The sequence below is a fragment of the Paenibacillus sp. FSL R10-2788 genome (assembly GCF_038003885.1).
Lineage (GTDB): Bacteria > Bacillota > Bacilli > Paenibacillales > Paenibacillaceae > Paenibacillus_AQ > Paenibacillus_AQ odorifer.
The window spans coordinates 2,404,594-2,426,137 of record NZ_JBBOQA010000001.1; the positions used below are offsets into that span (position 1 = coordinate 2,404,594).

Genomic DNA, 21,544 nt, shown 5'->3' on the forward strand with positions numbered 1-21,544 from the left:
AAGTGATAAATACATCTCGTAGCAGAATTATTGTTATTGTAACGTTAGCACTTGCGCTCGTTGCCGCCATAATTGCGATTGGACTAGGCTCAGTATACATCCCCATACCAGACATCCTAAGCACAATCTTTGGGTCAGCGGCAAAAGCGGTGAATGCCACCATCATATGGGATATTCGTTTGCCGCGTGTATTACTGGCGATGATCATTGGGGCAAATATCGCGGTTTCAGGCGCTCTGCTGCAAGCTGTGATGGGCAACCCACTTGCTGATCCAGGATTGACCGGTGTAACGAGTGGGGCGGCTGCATGTGTGCTTGTCATTATGCTTGCAGCACCACAATATACGGAGTTTATTCCAATTGCGGCTTTTGTTGGTGGACTAATCGCTGCAGGGATTGTATATGCATTAGCGTGGAGAAGAACCGGCATTTCGCCGATCACTATTATTTTATCAGGAGTTGCTGTGAATGCTCTTTGCGGGGGATTAATAGGACTTCTGACCATCATGTACAGCGACAGACTTCCGGCAGCAGTCCAATGGTTGAACGGCAGTTTGGCTGCAAAAGGGAACAATGCCTTGATGATGGTTTTCCCGTATGCCATTGCAGGCTGGATCTTATCCTTTTTCGCGATCCGCAAGGCGAATATTATACGTTTAGGCGATCAGGTGGCTTCGAATTTAGGTGAAAATGTGGATCAAATTCGTATTCTACTTTCCTTGCTGGCAGTATTTCTAGCGGCTATCTCTGTAGCGGCTATAGGGATGATTGGCTTTGTTGGACTTGTTGTGCCACATATGGCTCGATTGTTGGTGGGTTCAGACTATAAATTTCTTTTGCCGATGAGTATGGGACTTGGAGCATTGGTATTGTTGATAGCAGATACAGGTGGACGTACCTTATTTGCACCTTTAGATATTCCTGCGGGTATCCTTATGGCGGTGATCGGTGGACCATATTTTCTATACCTGATGAGAAAGAAGGCGTTCTAACATGTTTACTGTCGACTCTATTTCGATTCGGTATGAGCAGAAAAACATTATTAACAACTTCTCTTTTTCCGTAAAAAAGGGTGAAATCGTCTCGATTATAGGACCAAACGGTTCAGGTAAATCTACATTACTTAAGGCGGTATCACGACTAATTCCATATCATACGGGTGCGGTCACACTCGAGGGTACGGATCTAAAGTCCATGACTGCCAAACAAGTGGCTCGAAAAATGTGCATGCTGAGCCAGAAGAACCAAGCGCCTAATGATATGACCGTGATCGATCTCGTCTCCTATGGAAGGTATCCTCATAAAAAATGGTTCGAAAAATTAAATCATGAGGATATGGAGATTGTCCACTGGGCACTGGAAAAGACACATTTAAAGGATTATAAGGATCGAGCAGTTTCCTCGTTATCCGGTGGTGAATCACAGCGTGCTTGGATTGCTATGGCCTTGGCGCAGCGCCCTTTGGTTATGTTGCTTGACGAACCGACCACTTACTTGGATATTTCGCATCAGCATGAAGTTCTTGAGCTAGTACGTGAGCTAAATCAAGACATGGGGATGACCGTCGTGATGGTGTTGCATGACCTCAATCAAGCCTCTACCTATAGTGACAGTATTGTTGTGGTGCAGGCGGGTGAAAAAGCGATGTATGGGGCACCAAATGAAGTTATGACAACCGATATGATCCGGAATATATACCGAATGGATGCCGAAGTTCAATATGTTCCTGCAGAGACGAAACCTCGTATTCATTTGTTAAGTACCGTTCGCTAGATTCGTGGCTAGATTACATAACCTATTAATGGAGGGATTTTATAATGAAGAAGCCTGTAGATGTAAAGAAAAATAAAGAAAACTATTTGCAATTTATTGCGAATCGTAAAAATCTGATTTTGAGCTTAATAGATGACGAAGGAAAACCTTTTATCAGCTATGCTCCTTTTGTTAAGCATGAAGGCAAACTTTATATTTACATTAGTAAGATCGCCGAACATTACAGATATATGGAAAATAACGAGTTTGTAGATGCGCTTCTAATTGCAGATGAGTCTGCGACGAATAATAAATTTGCAACGGAACGTGTGCGATGGAATTGCACAGCAAGCAATATCGGGAATGACGGGCATGAGGAGATCTTTGAATTGTTTAATGCTGATCATGGGGCGGCAATGGTGAATTTGCTGCGTGGATTGGATTTTTCACTGTTTGAATTGACACCTGTCCAAGGGCGTTATGTTGTTGGTTTTGGCTTGGCCTTTGACATCGACGTAGATGCGAACCTGTTCAATCATGTGGTGATCGACAAGAAAAAAGACGAAGAAGCCACTGTACAAGGGAGCAAATAATCTATGACTTTCACTTTAGTGTTGCCAATCTGGCAAGCGGTACAAACGCGATTTCATAAAATGGTGAAGGCATTGCCGGAAGAGGATCTTAACCTTAAGCTAGGGAACTCTATGATTGGGGGATTAATTCAGCATAATGCGGAAGTTGAGTTTATGTTCGCAGAGTGGTTTTTTGCAAGACCTAATCCTCTAGGCGACAAGGCAGCATATTCTACATTGAATGAACTCGTTGATCTGCTGACTGTTTCCAATGAGAATCTAACTGCTGCGATGCAGGAATTTCCGGAAGAAGCGTGGCATGTGAGTGTGGATTCGGCTTTTGGCACATCTACACCGCTTGAAGCGATAGGCAGGCTTATGTATCATACAGGCATTCATGCCGGACAGATTTCGCTTATACAGAAAAATGCAGTCCGAAGTGAAGTGAGTAAATTGGGAAATGATTGATGAGAAAACGGCAGAAATGTCGTTTTTTTCGTGCGTAAATAAGGAGTTTTTAAAAGGGAGCTTGGTTACTTGTTGACGTTCTTTTGATGTCCCTTTATGGCCTTTTGATGTCCTCTGCTGCCTCTGAATTTGGTATAATGTAGGGGATTATAAGGGGGCGCTGATTATGACAGAATACTTGCGAGGCCAAATTGCTAAAATGGCGAATGTGAATATGGAGACGTTAAGGTATTATGAAGAGCTCGGATTAATTAGCACTCCCTTACGTTCAGAAGCTGGTTATCGTCTTTATTCGGATGAGGTGCTTAGCCGACTTGTTTTTATACATAATGCTAAACTGTGTGGTTTCACTTTAAAGGAAATCAAGAAGGCGCTCACTAAATCTGAAAGCAGCGGCATTAGCATAGATGATTTTGTAACTGTTGTGGATAAGAAAATGGATCGAGTTCGTGGCGAAATTGCAAAACAGGAAATAAAACTAACAGCCCTCGCAGATTTGAGAAAAAATTTGTTAGCCACAGATAAACATCCAGGCGTACAGTCCACGCTCGAAATCCTAAAAATGGATTCTTAACTTGACCTTGTAGTCTCCTACAGACTTTACAATCTGAGTTGAAAAGAATTGTAGGAGGGATTAACGATATGGAAAAGTCAAGTACAGAGCAGCTTGCAGCGATCAAAGATTATTTGCGACAAAGCAACCGATTGGATAGCAAGTCTATCGGGCAAATACGGCAGGAGATGGCCGCGACGGCTGCGAACATGCCCATTCCTACGGATGTTATCGTCGAGCGGGTCATGATTGGACCCTTAAGTGGAGAGTGGATTATTCCTGTGAAATCTGCTCCACCCGCTGATGAAGTGATCCTTTATTTCCACGGTGGGGGTTTTATTTCTGGGACTTGTGAATTTTATCGAGATTTGGTTACACGAATTGCAAAAGCTAGTGGTAAGAAAATCCTAATCATTGAGTATCGCTTGGCACCAGAATTTACTTATCCGGCTGCTAACGAAGATTGTATAGACGCTTATCTGTGGCTGCTCGCGAATGGATATTCTGCCGGGAATGTCTTGCTTGGAGGGGATTCTGTTGGAGCCAGCCTTGCGCTGATGACGTTGATTACTTTACGGGATGCGGGTGTGGAACTGCCGGCGGGTGCTTTTTTAATCTCGCCGCATACAGATCTCGTCCATTTGGATGGTGAATCGTATCTGAGTCGGGCGGAGTTTGATCCAACAGGCAGCATAGACGGAAATAAACGAATAATTGATGTTTATTTAGGTGCTCGGACAGAACTAGCTCCTATATTATCTCCTTTAAGGTTGGATTTGCAGGGATTACCTGATTTACTTGTTCAAGTAGGCGACCACGAGGTATTGTTAAGCGATGCAACGAGGTTGGCTGAACGAGCACAAGCCGCGGATGTTCATGTAGAACTGGAAATATGGGAGAACATGTGGAGCGTCTTTCACTTTTTAGCTTATATGCTGCCAGAGGCGCAGCAAGCGATCGCGAATGTCGGTAAGTTTGTTAGAACGAGGCTAGATCGGATTGAGCAAAAAAGCAGCTGATATTGCGCGCCTTCTTGAGAGATCAAGGAGGTTTTTTTGGCGAAATCGTTAGGTTCGCAGAAGGTGGATTGCTAGATACTGGGCTTCTTCATCGTAACGGACCGTATTGCAGCTATTTGCTCAATTTAGCGTGTTTGGCTAACTTTTCGGACTGCATAGCTCTTATTGGCACATAAGAACGCCGAAGAGGTGGGGATTTGGGTGGATAGCTGCATTTGAGTCCGATAGCATGGTGAATTACGGTGATTTTCGGAAATAAGGGCTCCTCAGTCCGAATTCATGTAGGAAGGGGGCTACGGAGAATTAGACACCAGACGTGTATCTAAGTTTAATAAATGGGTGTGAGTATATACTGATAATGATTTAACGAATGACAAAGTGGCAATATTGTCAGTTCGTTTTTGAACATGATATGCTATGATAATTACCACCAGAGATAGAGCGAGGGGAATACATATGTCGAATGATCTTCCATTATCAAAAGAAAAAATTTTGGACGCGGCTGAACAAGTGCTCCGGCGTTTTGGCCCGGACAAGACTTCTGTTGTTGATGTAGCGAAGGTGCTTAAAGTAAGTCATGGTACGTTGTATAGACATTTTTCCAGTAAATCTGCTTTGCGAGAAGCAGTAACCGAAAGATGGTTGCAGTATAATATTTCAGAGCCTTTAAAGAATATTTCAGAGCATTTTGATGGGAATGCCAAAGAGCAGCTCCGATTATGGATGGACACGCTGATTCGTAGTAAACGCACCTATGCTGTGGATGATGCCGAAATGTTTGCTATGTACGCAGCTGTAACTTTAGAAGCGGTGGATATGATTACCCTACACGTAGATCAATTAATTGGGCAAATTGCAGGCATTATTGAAAAAGGCATACAATCCAAAGAGTATAGAGTGGTGGAACCAGTGGTAACGGCTAGAGCAATTTTTAATGCTACTTCGCGGTACCATCATCCAGCACATGCTATAGAGTGGCAGTCGGCTACGATTGATCAGGATTTCGCCTCTGTTTGGGATTTGCTCCTTTCCGGGATTTCTTTGTAGTATCTAATTAAAACCTTCTGATGTTCAGGAGGTTTTTTTGTGTCTTATAGCGGTATAAATCCCGCAGTTTAGTTTGAATTGAGCGACTTGCAGCGAATGAGCGGTATAAATCCCGTAGATTAGGCTGAATCGAGCGACTAGCAGCGAATGAGCGGTATAAATCCCGTAGATTAGGCTGAATCGAGCGACTAGCAGCAGATGAACGGTATAAATCCCGTAGATTAGGCTGAATCGAGCGACTTGCAGCGAATGAACGGTATAAATCCCGTAGATTAGGCTGAATCGAGCGACTAGCAGCAGATGAACGGTATAAATCCCGTAGATTAGTCTGAATCGAGCGACTTGCAGCAGATGAACGGTATAAATCCCGTAGATTAGTCTGAATCGAGCGACTTGCAGCGAATGAACGGTATAAATCCCGTAGATTAGTTTGAATTGAGCGACTTGCAGCAGATGAACGGTATAAATCCCGTAGATTAGTCTGAATCGAGCGACTTGCAGCAGATGAACGGTATAAATCCCCTAGATTAGGCTGAATTTAGCGACTTGCAGCAGATAAACGGTATAAATCCCGTAGATTAGTCTGAATCGAGCGACTTGCAGCGAATGAACGGTATAAATCCCGTAGATTAGTCTGAATCGAGCGACTGTTGCAAAATATGTGAAAAGCGAATTAGAATGACAAATATAAAAAAATGTCACTTGTAATTTGTAATCGGTCGATTTATAATCAGACCAACAAGAAGGACAAAGTAATAGGAGGAATAAATATGAACCACAATTTAGCTGGAAAAGTAGCATTAGTAACAGGTGCATCGAGAGGCATGGGCCGGGAGATTGCGGAGAACTTGGCACAACAAGGTGCGAAGGTGGTCGTTAACTATTCGAGTAACCCCGGCAAAGCCGAGGAAGTCGTAACCGGTATTAAGCAAAAGGGTGGAGAGGCCGTCGCTATTCAGGCAGACATCAGCCAGGTGGCAGAACTTGAACAGTTATTCCAAACTACACTAGAAGCCTATGGACAACTCGACATTCTCGTCAATAACGCTGGTATTATGATCACGAAGCCGATTCTAAATATGACAGAAGAGGATTTCGACAAGCAGTTTGCGATTAATGTGAAAGGCACCTTTTTTGCTTGCCAGCAAGCAGCTAAATATATGAATGATAACGGACGGATTATCAATTTTTCAACTTCCGTTACGGGTCAAATGTTCCCGACCTACAGCGTCTATGCAGGAACTAAGGGAGCAGTGGAACAAATCACTCGTCAGCTGGCCAAAGAATTTGGACGAAAAGGAATCACTATCAATGCTGTTTCACCGGGACCTGTGAATACGGAGTTATTTACCGTAGGGAAATCAGCGGAAGAGATTGCGACCGTGGGAAATATGAATTCCTTTGGACGTTTAGGCGAGCCTGAGGATATCTCAAACATTGTGTTGTTCTTAGCCAGCAAGGAATCACAGTGGGTTACAGGGCAAACGATCCGTGTGAATGGTGGATTTATTTAAGCTGGTGGCTAAAGGGATCTTTTTAATAGCTGAATGTGGTCAATCCTTCTAATATGAATGTAAATAAAAGGAGGAGTGAACCATGACGCAGATCATCTGCTCACCAACTAAATATATACAAGGACATGGTGAAATTCGTAAGTTGGGAGATTATTGTTCGCAGCTTGGAGCGACAAGAGCTTATGCCATTATTGATCCTTATATTTTCTCTGTGTACAAAAAAGAGATCACATACAGTTTTGAAATGAACGAAATGCCGCTAGTAATGTGTGAATTTAAGGGCGAGTGCAGCCGTAATCAAGTTAATGAGATAGTAACCGCACTTGGCTTGAAGGATGCCGAGGTCATTATAGGGATTGGCGGTGGCAAGACCTTAGATACGGCAAAAGCAGTAAGCCAGATGAGTAACCTCCCGGTAGTTATTGTACCCACAGTAGCTTCAACGGATGCACCTTGCAGCGCTTTATCAGTGTTGTATACGGATGAAGGAGACTTTGACTGTTATCTTCCATTAAAAAGAAATCCCGATCTGGTTATCGTAGACGTCGATATCATTGCCAAAGCTCCTGCAAAATTGCTTGTTGCTGGAATGGGTGACGCGTTGTCTACTTTTTATGAAGCAAGAGCTTGCTCAGAATCTGGGGCTATTACCCATGCAGGTGGGACTAGCACAATTGCAGCCCTTTCATTAGCTCGTGCCTGTCTGGATACCCTTCTAGCAGAGGGTGAAACGGCATTAAAAGATGTTAAGCAAGGCATTACCTCTCCTGCGGTGGAACACATTATTGAAGCCAATATTTACTTAAGTGGCATTGGGTTTGAAAGCGGCGGACTTGCTGCAGCGCATGCGATTCATAATGGATTGACGCTGCATGAGGAATGCAGGAATACTCTTCATGGTGAAAAGGTTGCTTTTGCTACGATCGTTCAGCTTGTACTGGAGAAAGCACCATATGAAGAGATTGATCAGGTGATTGATTTCTGCAAAAAAATCGGCCTTCCCGTTACTCTCAAAGATCTTGGGATTACAAATAAGGATATCGATCAGTTGATGACTGTAGCTGAAGCTAGCTGTTCTAAGGATAGCCCCATCTGGAATATGCCAATTGAAATTCAAGCACTGGATGTGCTGGAAGCTATTCTTGCCGCAGACGCACGGGGACAATAGAAAAAACTCGACTGTAAATTATTGCGAACCTTCCTCGTACATATTTAACCTTCGTGAACCAAACAATGAGAACAATTGTTTAAGACGAAGGAGGCGTTCCTCTTGATGAAGGACAGTCGAAGTTTCAAACGTTATTTACTGATTTGGATTGCTGTTGCTGCTCTAATGGTTACTTTAATCGGTTCCGTGGTACCGTCTGTTTCAGCTGCCGAGTCCAGAGACAACCCTACAAACACACCAAGTGAAGAGAAGGCATCTCGACGTAATAAGGTCGTAATTATTATTGACGATTTCGGCAATGACATGAAGGGGACGGATGAAATGTTTTCACTGCCGATTAAGCTCACGGTGGCGGTCATGCCCTTTTTGCCTACATCTGTGAAGGATGCCACACGCGCGCATGAACGCGGAGATGATGTTCTTCTCCACTTACCGATGGAGCCGCGCCAAGGTAATCCTAAATGGCTTGGACCAGGAGCTGTACTGGCCAAGATGTCTGATGAGGAAGTCCGTCAAAAAGTAGAGGCAGCACTCGATAATGTGCCTTATGCTATCGGCATAAACAACCACATGGGCTCTAAGATTACCGGGGACGAACGGATTATGGGTGTGATCTTATCCGTGTGCAAAGAGCGGGGATTGTTTTTTGTGGACAGTAAAACCAACTACCGTTCTGTTGCTGGCAATATGGCTTATCGAATGGGGCTGCCGCGTGTAGAGAATCATATCTTTTTGGATGATACACACACAGCCAATCATGTCCTGAAACAAATGGGCCTCGTAAATAACCTGGCGAAGGATCAACGATTCTGCGTAACCATTGGTCATGTTGGTGTATATGGAAAAGAAACCGCCGCAGGCATCCGCAGCGGTGTTGAGCAAATAAAAGATGATGTTGAATTTATAGGCATTTCTGATCTAGTCAAAAACGAAATGAACTGGAACTCGAATCCTACACTTCCATAAGATAAGCTACTATGCCGCCAGCAATCGCTTCTGCAATTTCTTGTTGCCCTTTAGGGGTGCATAGCTTTTCGCGATCTGTCGGACTGCTTACAAAACCCGCCTCAACAATTACAGTTGTGGCGGTTATTTTGTTGAGTAAATAAAAGGGCTTACCCGGTCTTGTCTCAGCACGGATATTATAGAGACTGTTTAATTGTTGCTGAATGGTCTGGGCAAGGATAAAGCTGCGGCCTTCTTGGCGATATAATACAAGCGGACCATGTTTGGAAGGAGAAGGTGCCCAGTTAACATGGATGCTGACCACTACGGTAGCTGGTAATGTCTCAGCCAGTTCTTTACGCTGGGCAAGATCGCGCAGATGTCGGGATTTACTGCGCAGCCAGCGGTTCTCATCACTTGGGGCATAATCTCCATTACGATTTAAGGCAACATCAAATCCATCGCTGCGCAGCAGCAGAAATAATCGGCGTGAGATATCTAATGTAATATCCTTCTCAAGAATATTTCCGTAGGAAGTTCCTCCGTCGATCCCCCCATGTCCTGCATCAATTAAGATCATACGGTGGCCGTGGCTTAAGAGATGCTGACGTTCATCATTCACTACGGGTTTGGATGGAGTTGCAGAAGCATATGCACTCCCCACAAACAGCATTAGAAGTCCAACTGTAGTTAAAGTAATACGTAAGCCGCATATTGCAGCTGCTGTCTTGGAATAAGCTTTATTTCTCCCATTGTTCAAATGAACTCCTCCTTGCATGTGAATAACCTCGTGCCCTAGATTCTTTGTTAGATTGTGCTTTAATAGGTAAACCTATTCGAACAATCCGGGACAAGAGTTTAGATATATGCTCGCTGGTGCACACTAAGAGCATGGAACGACGCTGGTTATCTTAATTCACTTATAATGTAGGAGGTGTTACAAATGGCTTCCGGCGGCGATGAGCTTGTAAAGTATATCACTGAGAAGGTAGTTGTTTATATCGAGGATCCGCGTGCCATTCATGCTCGAAGAGCGGCTACTAAGCAGCCGTGGTCACAGAAATGGTTCGGTATGCTTCCGCTGGGTTGGTCGATCTGGCGAAGCAAATGGAGCCACAGTGACAAGGATTGAATTTCACAAATAACAAATAACCTTCCAGTGCCTTGTTGAGGGTGGCAGCGGAAGGTTATTTGTTATGTTTAGTTATAGATATTTTTGTCGGGCAGCTTGTGCAGTGTTCCGATAGCCTGCAAGGCAGTGAGGGGTAAATATCTTCTACCTTCTGGTCCTGATGCTGCATAAACGGTGGGCATGTTGTTTATTGCTTTTGTATTATTCGAAGCAATCGACCAGTTCTGATAACCTGTAATCATAAAAGGTGCCCCTACGATATCATTTCGGCCAGCGGATTGATAAGCAATACTTTCCTTGGGACGAATTAGTGCGGCGATATTGTCTCCACCTACAGCAAGCAGTTTTGGGGAGGTCAACCACATGATATTTTTATAAGGATCATCTGTTCCTCCGCTTTGATAAGCAGAAAGCGGCGACAAATCAGTAGTTAGGTTAGTGATTACATCCGTTTCTGTCTGCTGTCCTTTAAGTACTTCTTCCGCTTTACTTAGCGTCCACGGCAAAACTTGCGGCACGGAAGCATTGATAAATATCGTCTTATCGTCAATGACGATTTTCCATACGGGTAGAAGTGGTGCATATAAGGCTGTAAGTTTTATTTTGCCTGTAAAAGATGAAGGTATAAGTCCTTCCTGCACCAAAAATTGGCGCAGTTCTAATAAACTATAGGGGAGACCGTAAGTGCCAGCTCCATATTCGCTAAGCATATAACCACCTTGATCCGTAGCCGAAATGATCATGTAACCGATCCGCTGTTCACCTTTCATAACGTTGACAAGCCAGCTATGAGTACCTGGACCCAGAGGATAATATTCTATTCCTGCGTCCTTCCAGGCTGTAAATGGAGCTTCTGCTGCGAGCTTGTTCAGTGTACTCTTGGCAAATTCTTGGACCGTACCGGGTGAAGGTAAGATATCCATCTGCAGTACAGGTATCAAATCCTGTGTGACTGAATCAACTACACTTACTCTGGAAGCTGCAAGCGCAGAAGAGGAACCGGAGCTCGTTGCGATGAGTCCGATGCATAGAAGCAGGAGGAAGCAGCTTTGACCTGCAAGAAGCAGCCTCCGCCGTACACTTATTTTCATGGCGTCGTTCACCTTTCTTTGTTATGAAATATCAGAAAGTATAAGCTTCCTTTTTATTGTAGAGGACAAGCTATAAAAAGGCTGTTGCTTGCTGTCGCGCCGGAAGGCGGAAGTTCTCTTGTTTTTTTGCCTGCTTTTAGCGAGTAGGGTCGCATTCTATAGGCTCCGCAGATGAAACAGTCCATAGGTTACCGCAGAAACTGCGATTTGCGGCTCATATTGCCAAATGGTCTCTTGGCGACGACGGTTATACTGTTCTTGTGTCGCTAGGCGTTTTTCTTCATCAGGCTCCTTCAACAGCTCTCCATAATAGACATCAATGATGTCCAGCTCAACCCTTAGCCGCTCACGCGCCTGTTCTGCCCAAGTATAGTCCAGTTCGGCTAGCTGAGCGGTAAGATGAGTTTCCAATAAGTCGGTAGCGGCTGCTACTGTCATTTCGTAAGGCTGGATATGCACATTTTCCGGCAAGCGTGGCATCATCTCTTTCGTGGAAACTTTTGCATTAAAATCATCAATGATGGTTCCCTTTGTTAGAGAGATGCCAAGATAATGGAGCTCTTCCCGTTTCAAATCGCAGCTCATCTCCACTTTATAGCAGACACTTAGCCATGGTTCGTAAGCGGCAGAGAACAGCGTGTTCCGCTGTCTGCTACCCGGGTCCTCAAATAAGTAAAGGCATTTACCTTCGTCCCGAGCGGCGTTCCAAATTTGTTGTAATCGCTTGCTTCCGTAAATAATATCCTCTCTGCGGATCATCCCGGGTCCAATTCGTGGGAGTGCCGGCACAATACCGAAGTAGCGGGCTAGAATACTTTCCTCCGGGTCAGTAGATGGAGCATTCACTGCCTCTGAGCCCAAGGAGGCCGGATCGAGTAAGTCAGCGCTGGCCTCTGCATCGTTTGTTACACCTGTAGCTAGGCTTCCGGTGACAACTTGATTCAAGATGCCAGCACTACGATTTGCAATGGGGGGAACCTCTACTGCAGCTTGACTGTCGTATTTTTCCGGATCAAAAACAAAGGTGAAAGAAAGGGTCTCAGGATCTACACCTGTGCGCTCCACGAATCCCCAATAATACGGCCGGTCGGTGAGCATTTTGTCAGCTCTAGGTGATAATTTCACAGTTACGTGAAGGGGCGAAGCCTCAATGATGGAGCATTCAGTGGCTTCAAGATAGTCCATCACATGCTTGCGTACTTCCTGTGCGGTGAGGGTCATGTCGCAGTCCCACTTTCTTTTTTAATACCCTGTGTCAATTCACTGAGGGATTCACCAATATGGTCCAGCTCATGCCGCAATTCTTCGTCGGAGCGGGATTCGAGCATGATTTTGTATAAACTCTTCTCCAGCGATTCCTTCTTTTCAAAACGTTCCAGGATTACATCCAGCCCGCCAATCACCATTTCAAACATATTGATTTTCTCATGTAGCAGATGCAGGATATGTTCTTCAATCGTGCCTTGAGTAGACAAGTTGTAGATCACTACGTCATTTTCTTGCCCTAACCGATGGACACGGCCGATACGCTGCTCCACCCGCATGGGATTCCAGGGCAGATCAAAGTTGATCATATGGTGGCAAAATTGCAGGTTAATCCCTTCACCACCGGCTTCTGTAGCAATCATAACTTGAGCCCGGCCGCGGAAAAGATCCATCATCCAATCTTTTTTACCACGGTTCATCCCGCCGGAATAAGAGACACACATCAGCCCATGTTCACGGAAATACTGCAGTAAATATTCTTGAGTTGCGCGATATTCCGTGAAGACGATGACCTTTTCATTCATTTCTTGAATGAGGGCTAAGGTTGTTTCAGCTTTAGTGTTTGTTTTAACAGTACGGAGGGTTTGTAGTAGCTCCATCATCCGGTCTCTTTTTGGTGAATCCGTAGGCAGCTTTTTGATCAAATTAACTAAAGTGATAAAGACGGCATCCCGGCTGCTGCACACCTCACGTTGAAGGGTTACCAGAGAAAGCATGCTGCTAAGATTGCCACCGGATTCCTGATACTGGTCTTTGACAAAGGAAGTAACACTGTTATACAAATCTTTCTCTTCTTGGGAGAGAACTAAGGGAATATTACGGACTTTTCGTTTCGTGAAATTAACTGGACCTTCACCACGGCGATTGCGGATCATGACCTTCGAAAGCTCGTCCCGCAGTTGACCTTCATTCTTGGGCTGGCGTTTATCAACCACGAAATTCGAGGCAAAATCGCCCTGATTTCCAAGTTGCCCCGGCTTCAGTATAGTGATCAGATTAAAGAGTTCGCCCAGATCATTCTGAACGGGAGTCGCGGTGAGCAGCAGGCAATATTTTTTGCGTAATTGCTGTACAAATAGATAATTGGTCGATTTTTTATTCTTCAGCTTGTGAGCTTCATCAATGATCAACATATCGTATTCATTTTCCAGCAGGATTTCCTTATGCGGATCGCGTTTGGCGGTATCCATCGATGCGACGACTATGGCGTTACCCCAAGAATAGGCTTTTTTCTGAGCGACAGCAGTGATGCCGAATTTCGCATTCAGCTCACGAACCCATTGCAATACTAGAGAAGCAGGTACGAGAATAAGCACTTTGGAGACAAGACCGCGTACGAGATATTCTTTGAGCACCAGTCCTGCTTCAATGGTCTTGCCCAGTCCAACCTCATCTGCAAGAATCGCGCGGCCTGACATTTCGAACAGAACCTTATGCGCTGTATCCAGCTGATGGGGAAGAGGGGACAAGCCGGATAAATGCTTCATACATTGCAGCTCATCGAAGCTCGTTACTAGACCTGTTTCCTCTCCTTGTACGGCAAGCTTAGATAAACGGTAGTCTCCCCATGGGCCGCCCTTTTCCAGTTTGAGCTCCAGATCTTGCAACCAATTACGGTCAAAAGAAAGAGGAACAGGCAGTATCGGCGCGGGTGTTCCCCCTTGCTGGGGTAGAGAATTACGGAATAATTGCGTCATAATGCAGCCTCCTCAAGCTCGGATTTATATCACCATTCGTAAGAGTAGTATGCTCGTAAACGAGAGAATTCATAACCTCTTATTTTTCACGATAGCCTTTAAAAAAGAGAGCAAGAGCGAGAAAAAGCAGCAACGTTTGCGATAATTCGGCAACTTGACTCTATTTTCGAATAAGACCTTCGATACAATATGTGGTATAGTTTAAAAGCTGACGCACACAATATATTGTGACAAAAGCTTGAAAATGTATTTTTTATAGAGTGCTTAGCTGGTATTTGTTATTGACAAGATGAGCTTCCTACATACACCTGTTAAGCAGCGGAGGATGGTAAGGGAGTTTTTGTTGTGGGCCCATACCTTGGACCGGAAACTAATATCTACTACACATGCGGGAGGTTTTTTTATTGAGTAAAGTGGAACGTAAGCAACGCCTTGAAGGGCTAAGTGAAAAAATATTTTTGGATCGTTATGCTTGGAAGGATGCAGACAGCAACAATGCTAAAGTAGGCGACGTTGTATTGGTGCTGACCAAAGATGATCCGAAGTTTCCAACTAAGGAAGTCGGAGAAATTGTAGAGCGCAGTGGTCGAATCGTAACTGTAAAGACGCGCAGTGGCGAACTTGTGAAATCGGATGTTGAAAAGTTGACCCTTAATATAGAAAAAACTCCTGAGGAAATGTGGGACCGTCTATCCACAGCGATGGCTTCTGTAGAGAAGACACCTGAGCTTCAAGCAGAATGGGCGGGCAAATTCCGTTCAATTCTGGATGATTGGAAGCTTGTGCCGGGTGGACGTATTGCGGCTGGTGCAGGTGCTAGTGAAGAATTAACATTGTTCAACTGTTATGTAATCCCTTCTCCAAAAGACAGCCGTGGCGGCATCATGCAGACATTGTCTGAAATGACGGAGATTATGGCCCGTGGTGGCGGTGTGGGCATTAACCTGTCTTCATTGCGTCCTCGTCGTGCGATTGTTAGAGGGGTTAATGGTTCATCCAGTGGTTCCGTATCTTGGGGCGGTTTGTTTAGTTATACTACGGGGCTTATTGAGCAAGGCGGCAGCCGTCGTGGTGCGCTCATGCTGATGATTAATGACTGGCATCCCGATGTTGAGGACTTCATTACCGTGAAGCAAACGATGGGCCAAGTCACTAATGCTAACCTTTCGGTATGTGTGAGCAATGGTTTTATGAAGGCTGTAAAAGAAGATCTGGACTGGGATCTCGTATTCCCGGATACAACCGATCCTGAATATAACGAAATGTGGGATGGCGATCTCGACAAGTGGAAAGCTGCCGGCAAAAACGTTATCCATTATCGCACCGTAAAAGCGCGTGACGTGTGGCGTACGATCATTGAATCGGCATGGAAATCCGCTGAGCCAGGCGTCGTGTTCATGGAATACTATAACCAGATGTCTAACAGCTGGTATTTCAACCCGATTATTTGTACAAATCCTTGTGGAGAGCAAGGACTGCCAGGCTGGGGAGTCTGCAATCTGTCTGCGGTGAACCTGTCCAAGTTCTACGATGAGAAAAATCATGATGTGGATTGGGAAGATCTTGCGACTACAACACGTTATTCGGTCCGTTTTCTGGACAATGTAATTGATAAAACACCTTATCATTTCCCGGAAAATGAAGCGAATCAGAAAAAGGAACGCCGCGTGGGTCTCGGAACCATGGGATTGGCGGAGCTGATGATTAAATTGAACATCCGTTACGGCAGCCCGGAATCGTTGGAGTTTCTGGACAAGCTATACGGCTTTATGGCTCGTGAAGCATACCTTGCATCGGCAGAAATTGCTGGAGAGAAGGGGTCTTTCCTAGCTTTTGATACCGAAAAATATTTAATGAGCGGATTTATGAAAAATATAGTCGAAGCGTATCCAGAGGTTGGCGAAGCAATTCGTGAACACGGTATGCGTAACGTTACAGTGATTACACAAGCACCTACAGGTAGTACAGGTACAATGGTGGGGACTTCTACGGGAATTGAGCCTTATTTTGCCTTCAAATATTTCCGTCAAAGTCGTCTTGGCTATGATGAACAGTTTGTTCCAATCGCTCAAGAGTGGCTTGAAGCTCATCCAGGTGAAGAGCTGCCGGACTACTTTGTAACTTCGATGGATCTGTCAGCTAAAGATCATATCCGTGCGCAAGCAGCGATCCAACGCTGGGTAGATAGCTCCATTTCCAAAACAGCGAACTGCCCGTCTGACTTTACGGTTGAAGAGACGGCTGAGCTATATGAAATGGCCTTTGATCTAGGATGTAAGGGTGTTACGATCTACCGCGATGGAAGCCGTGACGTTCAAGTCCTGGAAACCACGAAGAAGGAAGACAAAAAAGATACCGCAGCTAAAGAAGCCGCTCCGGTTGCGGCAGAGGAAGCTACAACTACTGTAGAAGCAAGCACAAGTGTTGTAGCAGCAAGTCCTGCACCTCAAGTGACTACAAAAGAGGCGGATAAACAATACAAAAAACGTCCGCAGGTTCTGCGCGGCGCTACCTATAAGATCAATACACCATTTGGGATGGCATATATTACGATCAATGACCTTGATGGAATACCGGCTGAAATCTTCCTGAATGTAGGTAAAGCAGGTTCTGACGTCTTTGCTATGGCAGAAGCATTAGGCCGTGTCTGCTCCTTGTTCCTCCGTTACGGAGATCATGGTGAGAAAGTTGAGCTGTTGATCAAACATCTGAAAGGCATTGGCGGATCAGGAGCTATCGGCTTCGGCGCGAATCGTGTTGAATCCATTGCTGACGCTGTAGCTAAGGCACTGGAATCACATGTGCTGAACAATGCTCATGATGATCATGTACCTGCTCCGATTGCAGCAACTTTGGAGCTGGAGGATTTCAATGAAGCGTTAAATGCGGAGATAAAATCGAGCGTTCCGTCAGCTACGGAAGATGGACATGGTGGTCATCATGGACATAATCACTCTACGGCTTCCCGTGACCTTTGCCCATCCTGCGGCAGCGCCTCGCTGATTAATATTGAGGGCTGTAAGACTTGTGGCAATTGCGGGTATAGTCGTTGTGGGTAAACGTTAGAGCCAATAAGTGTTTTATGGGAAAACTAGAAATATGACTATGCATAGCTACTAAAAGCAAGCGATCATCGAGAGGAAGTGTTAATCTTTTATCTCAATGAATCGCTTGTTTTTTTATTATTGATGATGTTCATTAAGAGGTTTTAACTATATGAGTTTGATAATTAGTGTAATTCAAAAGGGAAGTATAATTGTAGATACTAATTTTTTGGAGGAGCAGGTACCTGCACCACACAATAATTTATTTGGTTTCGAATCATGCAGAAAAACTCTCTGGGGAAATGATTTAATTAGTGAACTCGGATGTGAGTTAATATATTCTTTAAAGAATACGAATATTTTTGCATTTGATGAAGAAATAGAAAAACTGGAAAGTGAATTCCTTATTTTGCTTGATAATTTAGATACTATAGAACTACATACAGACTATGATAAAGAATTTATTGAATTTAGGGTAAGAAATGCTTTGGAGATGATAAAGGTAGTATTTAAAGAAAAAGATAAGGTTGGAATTGCGATTTGGTAAGTAACAACGTATTTACGCGGTGTGTCTGGTCTGTGAACTCGTGTCTAGCTAAGCTTTTTAACACAAAAAACACGCGTACTTGTCTAACACAGGTACGCGTGTTTTTTGTTATTCCACTACGAGAGGAATTATTTTTACATATCTAAATTTTTGAATGCGTAAGGCAATAAATCCCTTAAACTCAGCTCTAAGATTTCTTTTTTCTCATTGGTTAAATAGACAGGCATGTCAGGCAAACAGAATTCCGATAATACTTGTCTGCAGATACTGCATGGCGGCAGAAAATCCATTGTGTCACCTGCTACAGCTATAGCCTGAAAATCACCTTTAGTATAGCCCTTTGTAATAGCCGTGAAGATTGCTGTTCTCTCAGCACAATTAGTAGCGCCAAAAGATACATTTTCTACGTTTACTCCATTAATAACATTTCCATCTTTAAGTAATAAGGCTGCTCCAACTGGAAATTTAGAGTAAGGGGCATAAGCAGCTTTCTTTGTGTTACGTGCGCTTTCCATTAATTCTTCTTTATTCATAATACTCACCCTTTTTTAAATAAGAATGAACCTTTCGGTCCCCTTATCGCCAACTTTAAGGTTGGCAGGACTTCTAATATTATAGTCACACCAAATGGTTGTCAACATGTACTACTCGAAAAGTATCATTAGGGAATCATAGTTTTAAAATATAACTAGATATAGTAAATAGAAGTTACACATATTAAGCCCGCCATGGTAACCTTATCTTAAAAGCGACGAGTAGAGGGGTTTTATAATTTGGGAGCGGCAGAGAATACATTTAAACAAAAAATATTGAGCAAAAAACCGGGTATTATAACATATGGGATGACACCACCGAAGGCAAGCCACGCACCAGAAAAGGTCTCGGAAATCGCCCAGAAACAGGTTGAAAGACTTAAAAACCTTGATTTAGATGCGTTAATTCTGTACGACGTTCAGGAAGAAGTAGACAGAGTGGATCATGAAAGACCTTATCCCTATTTACCAACGATTGATCCGGCTGTCTATGGTGATAAATATCTAAGACAGGTGGAGGTCCCAAAGATAATTTACCGGTGCGTCGGTAATGATACAAGAGCCCAGTTCGAGGATTGGGTTAAAACTGACGAAAATGAAGATAGATTTTCAGTGTATGTGGGCGCTTCGTCAAGTAAACAAGAGGTGAAATTGAATTTACCAGATGCTTATGAGCTAAGTAAACAGTTAAATAGTAATTTAACTTTTGGTGGAGTTGTCATTCCGGAAAGACATATAAAAAAGAATGATGAGCATATACGGGTTGTCGAAAAGACCAACAATGGGTGCAACTTTTTTATCACTCAGGCAACTTATAATGTAGAGGCATCTAAGAATTTATTGTCTGATTTATATTATTACTATACAAATAACGGTTTTGAGATGGTTCCTATTTTATTTAATCTTGCACCATGCGGCACTGCGAAAACATTACAATTTATGAAGTGGTTAGGGATCAGTATCCCAGGATGGTTAGAAAACGAGTTGAAATACTCGAACGATATTTTGGATAAATCAATCCAGCTATCACAAAAAATCTTTGAAGAATTGCTAGATTTCGGGCTGGAGAAGGGAATTCCTATTGGTTGCAGTATTGAAAGTGTTTCAACAAGTAAGTTGGAGATTGAAGCATCCGTACAGCTTGTTAAAGATGTGAAGGCCATTCTAGATAAAAAGCTGCCTACTAAATAGAAAAAGATTCCTCAAATTATTGAGAAACCCAGGTCATTTAAAGACCATGGGTTTCTTTTTAGGTTATATGCCACTAGGGTCAACTAATTAAGCATTATAGCCGAAGCCCAGTATAGTAAAAGACTTGTCCTGATCTTCCGGCACCATTCTGATTTCTATCTGATGCTCCCCGCTAGCCTCATTTTGATAAAGAATTACCGGATTGCAATGTGTCCAGTTATTCTCATGTGGATCAGCGGTGACTACAAGACAACCATCGACGTAAATGTTCGCCTTGCCGAATTCGCTGCTGCCAGAATCCTTGTATACGAGGATGAGATTTTTGCTTGTTATCGTCAGCTTGAAGCTGTGTTCCCCAGACGACGCTGAATGCATCCAATTTTGAGGGAATTCCGGAGTTCCGAAAGAATTGGCATCCATTTCTACCCGCTGCAAATCGGTATCGATCCCCGAAAATCCGCCTACCTCAATCCTGCCTGCGTCAATATGGCTTTTGCGGTCCAGCAGGAGGGTTCCCGCAAAATCATTCCCGATGACCGGATGCTGATCCAATAGGAGATCATCTTCGTCCATTAGCGTTTTGTGGGTTTCGGAGAATAAATAAGCCAGACAATCAGCCATCACCCGGTGACCCTCATTAGTAGGATGATAGATATCATAGAAAAATTGCCGTTTCGAGAGGATGTTCCCCTCATTTTTGCTTAGGCGGAACTGCCCGGATACCGCATCCTTTACACTAACCATAGGAAGATTATAAGCTCGGCCAATGGGGGAGAGCCGTTCCTGCAGGTTCCAGTCATTCATAAACACGCTGAACAGGAGAACTACTGCCGGTCTATTATCGGCGGAAAGTATTTTTAGGCATAAGCTTTCAAAACAGTTGCCTTTCGTTTCATCCCCTTCGTCGTTTACCGCAAATTCCACCACCACGATATCCGGTGTTACAGAACCTTCCCGGAGAATATCCCTTTCATAACGGATGACCCCAAGCTCGGATGGTGTTCCACCTACCCCAGCCTTCACAAAATGGATGTTCCCGCCACCATTCGTACCGAATAATTCCTTAAATCTCAGATACGATTGGTAGGCATAACATTCTGTATGGATCGGTTTAGCGCCTGCTCCCTGAGTAATGGAACCCCCAATATAAGCAATCGTGACATCCTCACCTTTTATAGCCTTATGGATGGCAGTTTTTAATCTTTTATTATTGCCCGGATGAAGCAAGGATTGGGTAATGATCTCCCGGTATTCGTTAGAATCAAACGCTACAGGCGGTTCAATGACTAGCTCTGGTACAGAATAACCGTCATGCAAATAAAAAATTATACTCGCAATGGCCAGTTCGCCTTCATGTTTAAATTCAAAGGCGAATTTGCCGAGCACTGCATCCTCTTCAGACCATTCCAAATCCTCCAACTTCAAGAGAATCTCAGAACCGTCGGAGGGACAGGGCACACGTATGCTGCTGCCTGTTTCGTATTTGCTGGTTTTGCCCCAGTTCTGCAATAGAAAAGAGATGGGTTCGTTCTGCTCAGGATCCCTTCTCACAGACACTCCAATACTATGAACCAATTTGCGAAATCCAACGCAGTTTCCTAGCAGCTCCAGTATTGTCTCATCAGTGACGCCGCCAATATATCTGGCCTTGTCGATTAGATAGTTACCTTCCAGATAAACTTCCTGTGAAGGTGGACCTTCGGCCCGGGCTGTCGCCTCAATCGCGGTTTCGTAGAGCACAAAAAAACCGTTCCTGCGTTCAGCCGGATCCTTGGGTGCCTTTGGACCTTCAATCTTGCCTCCTGTAATGATCCCGTTATTGTTTTTCATATTGATCATCCTCGCTTTTTGTATAAGCTTTTCTTGTTATGGATGCGCTTGCAAAAAACATATTTTTATTTGAAGGAATACCTGTTAACAGTAACACCAAATATCCAGATTGTTCAACCGATAAACAAAGTTTCGTTTAATAATTACAAAAAGTTGCTAGTTTACACATGGATGT

At 43.9% G+C, this 21,544-nt stretch carries 20 protein-coding genes; 14 read left to right on the plus strand and 6 right to left on the minus strand.

The genetic code is table 11. The annotated features are described in order from the left end of the window. The first annotated feature begins 2 nt into the window (after window positions 1-2). The 10 genes from NSQ50_RS10450 to NSQ50_RS10495 all read left to right on the plus strand — a co-directional run bounded on the left by NSQ50_RS10450 (window position 3) and on the right by NSQ50_RS10495 (window position 9,059). On the plus strand, window positions 3-992 hold the full coding sequence (locus NSQ50_RS10450) for a FecCD family ABC transporter permease (RefSeq protein WP_076100836.1): 990 nt from the start codon (window positions 3-5) through the stop codon (window positions 990-992). A gap of 1 nt (window position 993) precedes the next feature. Next, window positions 994-1,773, plus strand: a complete 780-nt coding sequence (locus NSQ50_RS10455) for an ABC transporter ATP-binding protein (RefSeq protein ID WP_076223211.1) — start codon at window positions 994-996, stop codon at window positions 1,771-1,773. 44 nt (window positions 1,774-1,817) lie between these two features. Next, on the plus strand, window positions 1,818-2,345 hold the full coding sequence (locus tag NSQ50_RS10460; RefSeq protein ID WP_076104631.1) for a HugZ family pyridoxamine 5'-phosphate oxidase: 528 nt from the start codon (window positions 1,818-1,820) through the stop codon (window positions 2,343-2,345). Window positions 2,346-2,348: 3 nt separating this feature from the next. After that, window positions 2,349-2,792 carry a DinB family protein gene (locus NSQ50_RS10465; protein ID WP_076100832.1) on the plus strand — a complete coding sequence of 148 codons (444 nt, stop codon included), beginning with the start codon at window positions 2,349-2,351 and terminating at the stop codon, window positions 2,790-2,792. A 166-nt stretch (window positions 2,793-2,958) separates the two neighbouring features. After that, the gene (locus NSQ50_RS10470) at window positions 2,959-3,366 is read left to right on the plus strand and encodes a MerR family transcriptional regulator (protein ID WP_051491619.1); all 408 of its coding nucleotides are present in this window, start codon (window positions 2,959-2,961) and stop codon (window positions 3,364-3,366) included. Between the two features lie 68 nt (window positions 3,367-3,434). Beyond that, a complete protein-coding gene (locus tag NSQ50_RS10475; RefSeq protein WP_081386872.1) occupies window positions 3,435-4,364 on the plus strand; it encodes an alpha/beta hydrolase in 930 nt (309 codons plus the stop codon). Between the two features lie 456 nt (window positions 4,365-4,820). After that, the gene (locus NSQ50_RS10480) at window positions 4,821-5,411 is read left to right on the plus strand and encodes a TetR family transcriptional regulator (RefSeq protein ID WP_076100830.1); all 591 of its coding nucleotides are present in this window, start codon (window positions 4,821-4,823) and stop codon (window positions 5,409-5,411) included. A gap of 770 nt (window positions 5,412-6,181) precedes the next feature. Next, window positions 6,182-6,925 carry an SDR family oxidoreductase gene (locus NSQ50_RS10485; RefSeq protein WP_076143253.1) on the plus strand — a complete coding sequence of 248 codons (744 nt, stop codon included), beginning with the start codon at window positions 6,182-6,184 and terminating at the stop codon, window positions 6,923-6,925. 82 nt (window positions 6,926-7,007) lie between these two features. After that, window positions 7,008-8,093: a glycerol dehydrogenase gene (locus NSQ50_RS10490; protein WP_076143251.1), complete on the plus strand. Its 1,086-nt coding sequence runs from the start codon at window positions 7,008-7,010 to the stop codon at window positions 8,091-8,093. 105 nt (window positions 8,094-8,198) lie between these two features. Continuing rightward, window positions 8,199-9,059, plus strand: a complete 861-nt coding sequence (locus NSQ50_RS10495) for a divergent polysaccharide deacetylase family protein (RefSeq protein ID WP_076100825.1) — start codon at window positions 8,199-8,201, stop codon at window positions 9,057-9,059. On the opposite strand, the gene NSQ50_RS10500 is transcribed toward NSQ50_RS10495, so the two are convergent. Then, window positions 9,046-9,798 carry an N-acetylmuramoyl-L-alanine amidase gene (locus tag NSQ50_RS10500; RefSeq protein WP_235219580.1) on the minus strand — a complete coding sequence of 251 codons (753 nt, stop codon included), beginning with the start codon at window positions 9,796-9,798 and terminating at the stop codon, window positions 9,046-9,048. The genes NSQ50_RS10495 and NSQ50_RS10500 overlap by 14 nt on opposite strands. A 183-nt stretch (window positions 9,799-9,981) precedes the next feature. On the opposite strand from NSQ50_RS10500, the gene NSQ50_RS10505 reads away from it, so the two are divergent. Beyond that, window positions 9,982-10,170 (plus strand): YqzE family protein, encoded by a 189-nt coding sequence (locus NSQ50_RS10505; RefSeq protein ID WP_036689445.1) that lies wholly within the window; start codon window positions 9,982-9,984, stop codon window positions 10,168-10,170. 68 nt (window positions 10,171-10,238) lie between these two features. Here NSQ50_RS10505 and NSQ50_RS10510 read toward each other — a convergent pair whose 3' ends face one another. From NSQ50_RS10510 to NSQ50_RS10520, 3 genes are all read right to left on the minus strand, one after another. After that, a complete protein-coding gene (locus NSQ50_RS10510) occupies window positions 10,239-11,261 on the minus strand; it encodes a hypothetical protein (protein WP_076100824.1) in 1,023 nt (340 codons plus the stop codon). 156 nt (window positions 11,262-11,417) lie between these two features. Then, a complete protein-coding gene (locus tag NSQ50_RS10515) occupies window positions 11,418-12,482 on the minus strand; it encodes a YqhG family protein (protein ID WP_076100822.1) in 1,065 nt (354 codons plus the stop codon). Then, on the minus strand, window positions 12,479-14,224 hold the full coding sequence (locus NSQ50_RS10520; protein ID WP_076100821.1) for a DEAD/DEAH box helicase: 1,746 nt from the start codon (window positions 14,222-14,224) through the stop codon (window positions 12,479-12,481). Before NSQ50_RS10520 ends, NSQ50_RS10515 begins: the two co-directional genes overlap by 4 nt. A 386-nt stretch (window positions 14,225-14,610) precedes the next feature. Here NSQ50_RS10520 and NSQ50_RS10525 point away from each other — a divergent pair, with 386 nt between their 5' ends. Both NSQ50_RS10525 and NSQ50_RS10530 read left to right on the plus strand, forming a co-directional pair. Beyond that, the gene (locus tag NSQ50_RS10525) at window positions 14,611-17,283 is read left to right on the plus strand and encodes an adenosylcobalamin-dependent ribonucleoside-diphosphate reductase (protein WP_076100819.1); all 2,673 of its coding nucleotides are present in this window, start codon (window positions 14,611-14,613) and stop codon (window positions 17,281-17,283) included. Window positions 17,284-17,440: 157 nt separating this feature from the next. Then, window positions 17,441-17,815: a hypothetical protein gene (locus NSQ50_RS10530; RefSeq protein ID WP_076143249.1), complete on the plus strand. Its 375-nt coding sequence runs from the start codon at window positions 17,441-17,443 to the stop codon at window positions 17,813-17,815. Window positions 17,816-17,949: 134 nt separating this feature from the next. Here the strand turns inward: NSQ50_RS10530 and NSQ50_RS10535 are convergent, their stop codons facing one another. Next, complete coding sequence (locus tag NSQ50_RS10535) at window positions 17,950-18,348, minus strand: cytidine deaminase (protein WP_036689594.1); 399 nt, start codon at window positions 18,346-18,348, stop codon at window positions 17,950-17,952. 240 nt (window positions 18,349-18,588) lie between these two features. On the opposite strand from NSQ50_RS10535, the gene NSQ50_RS10540 reads away from it, so the two are divergent. Further along, window positions 18,589-19,539, plus strand: coding sequence for a methylenetetrahydrofolate reductase (locus NSQ50_RS10540; RefSeq protein WP_249267666.1), 951 nt, complete (start codon window positions 18,589-18,591; stop codon window positions 19,537-19,539). Between the two features lie 87 nt (window positions 19,540-19,626). Here the strand turns inward: NSQ50_RS10540 and NSQ50_RS10545 are convergent, their stop codons facing one another. After that, window positions 19,627-21,369 (minus strand): SGNH/GDSL hydrolase family protein, encoded by a 1,743-nt coding sequence (locus NSQ50_RS10545; protein WP_076143247.1) that lies wholly within the window; start codon window positions 21,367-21,369, stop codon window positions 19,627-19,629. Window positions 21,370-21,544: the final 175 nt, after the last annotated feature.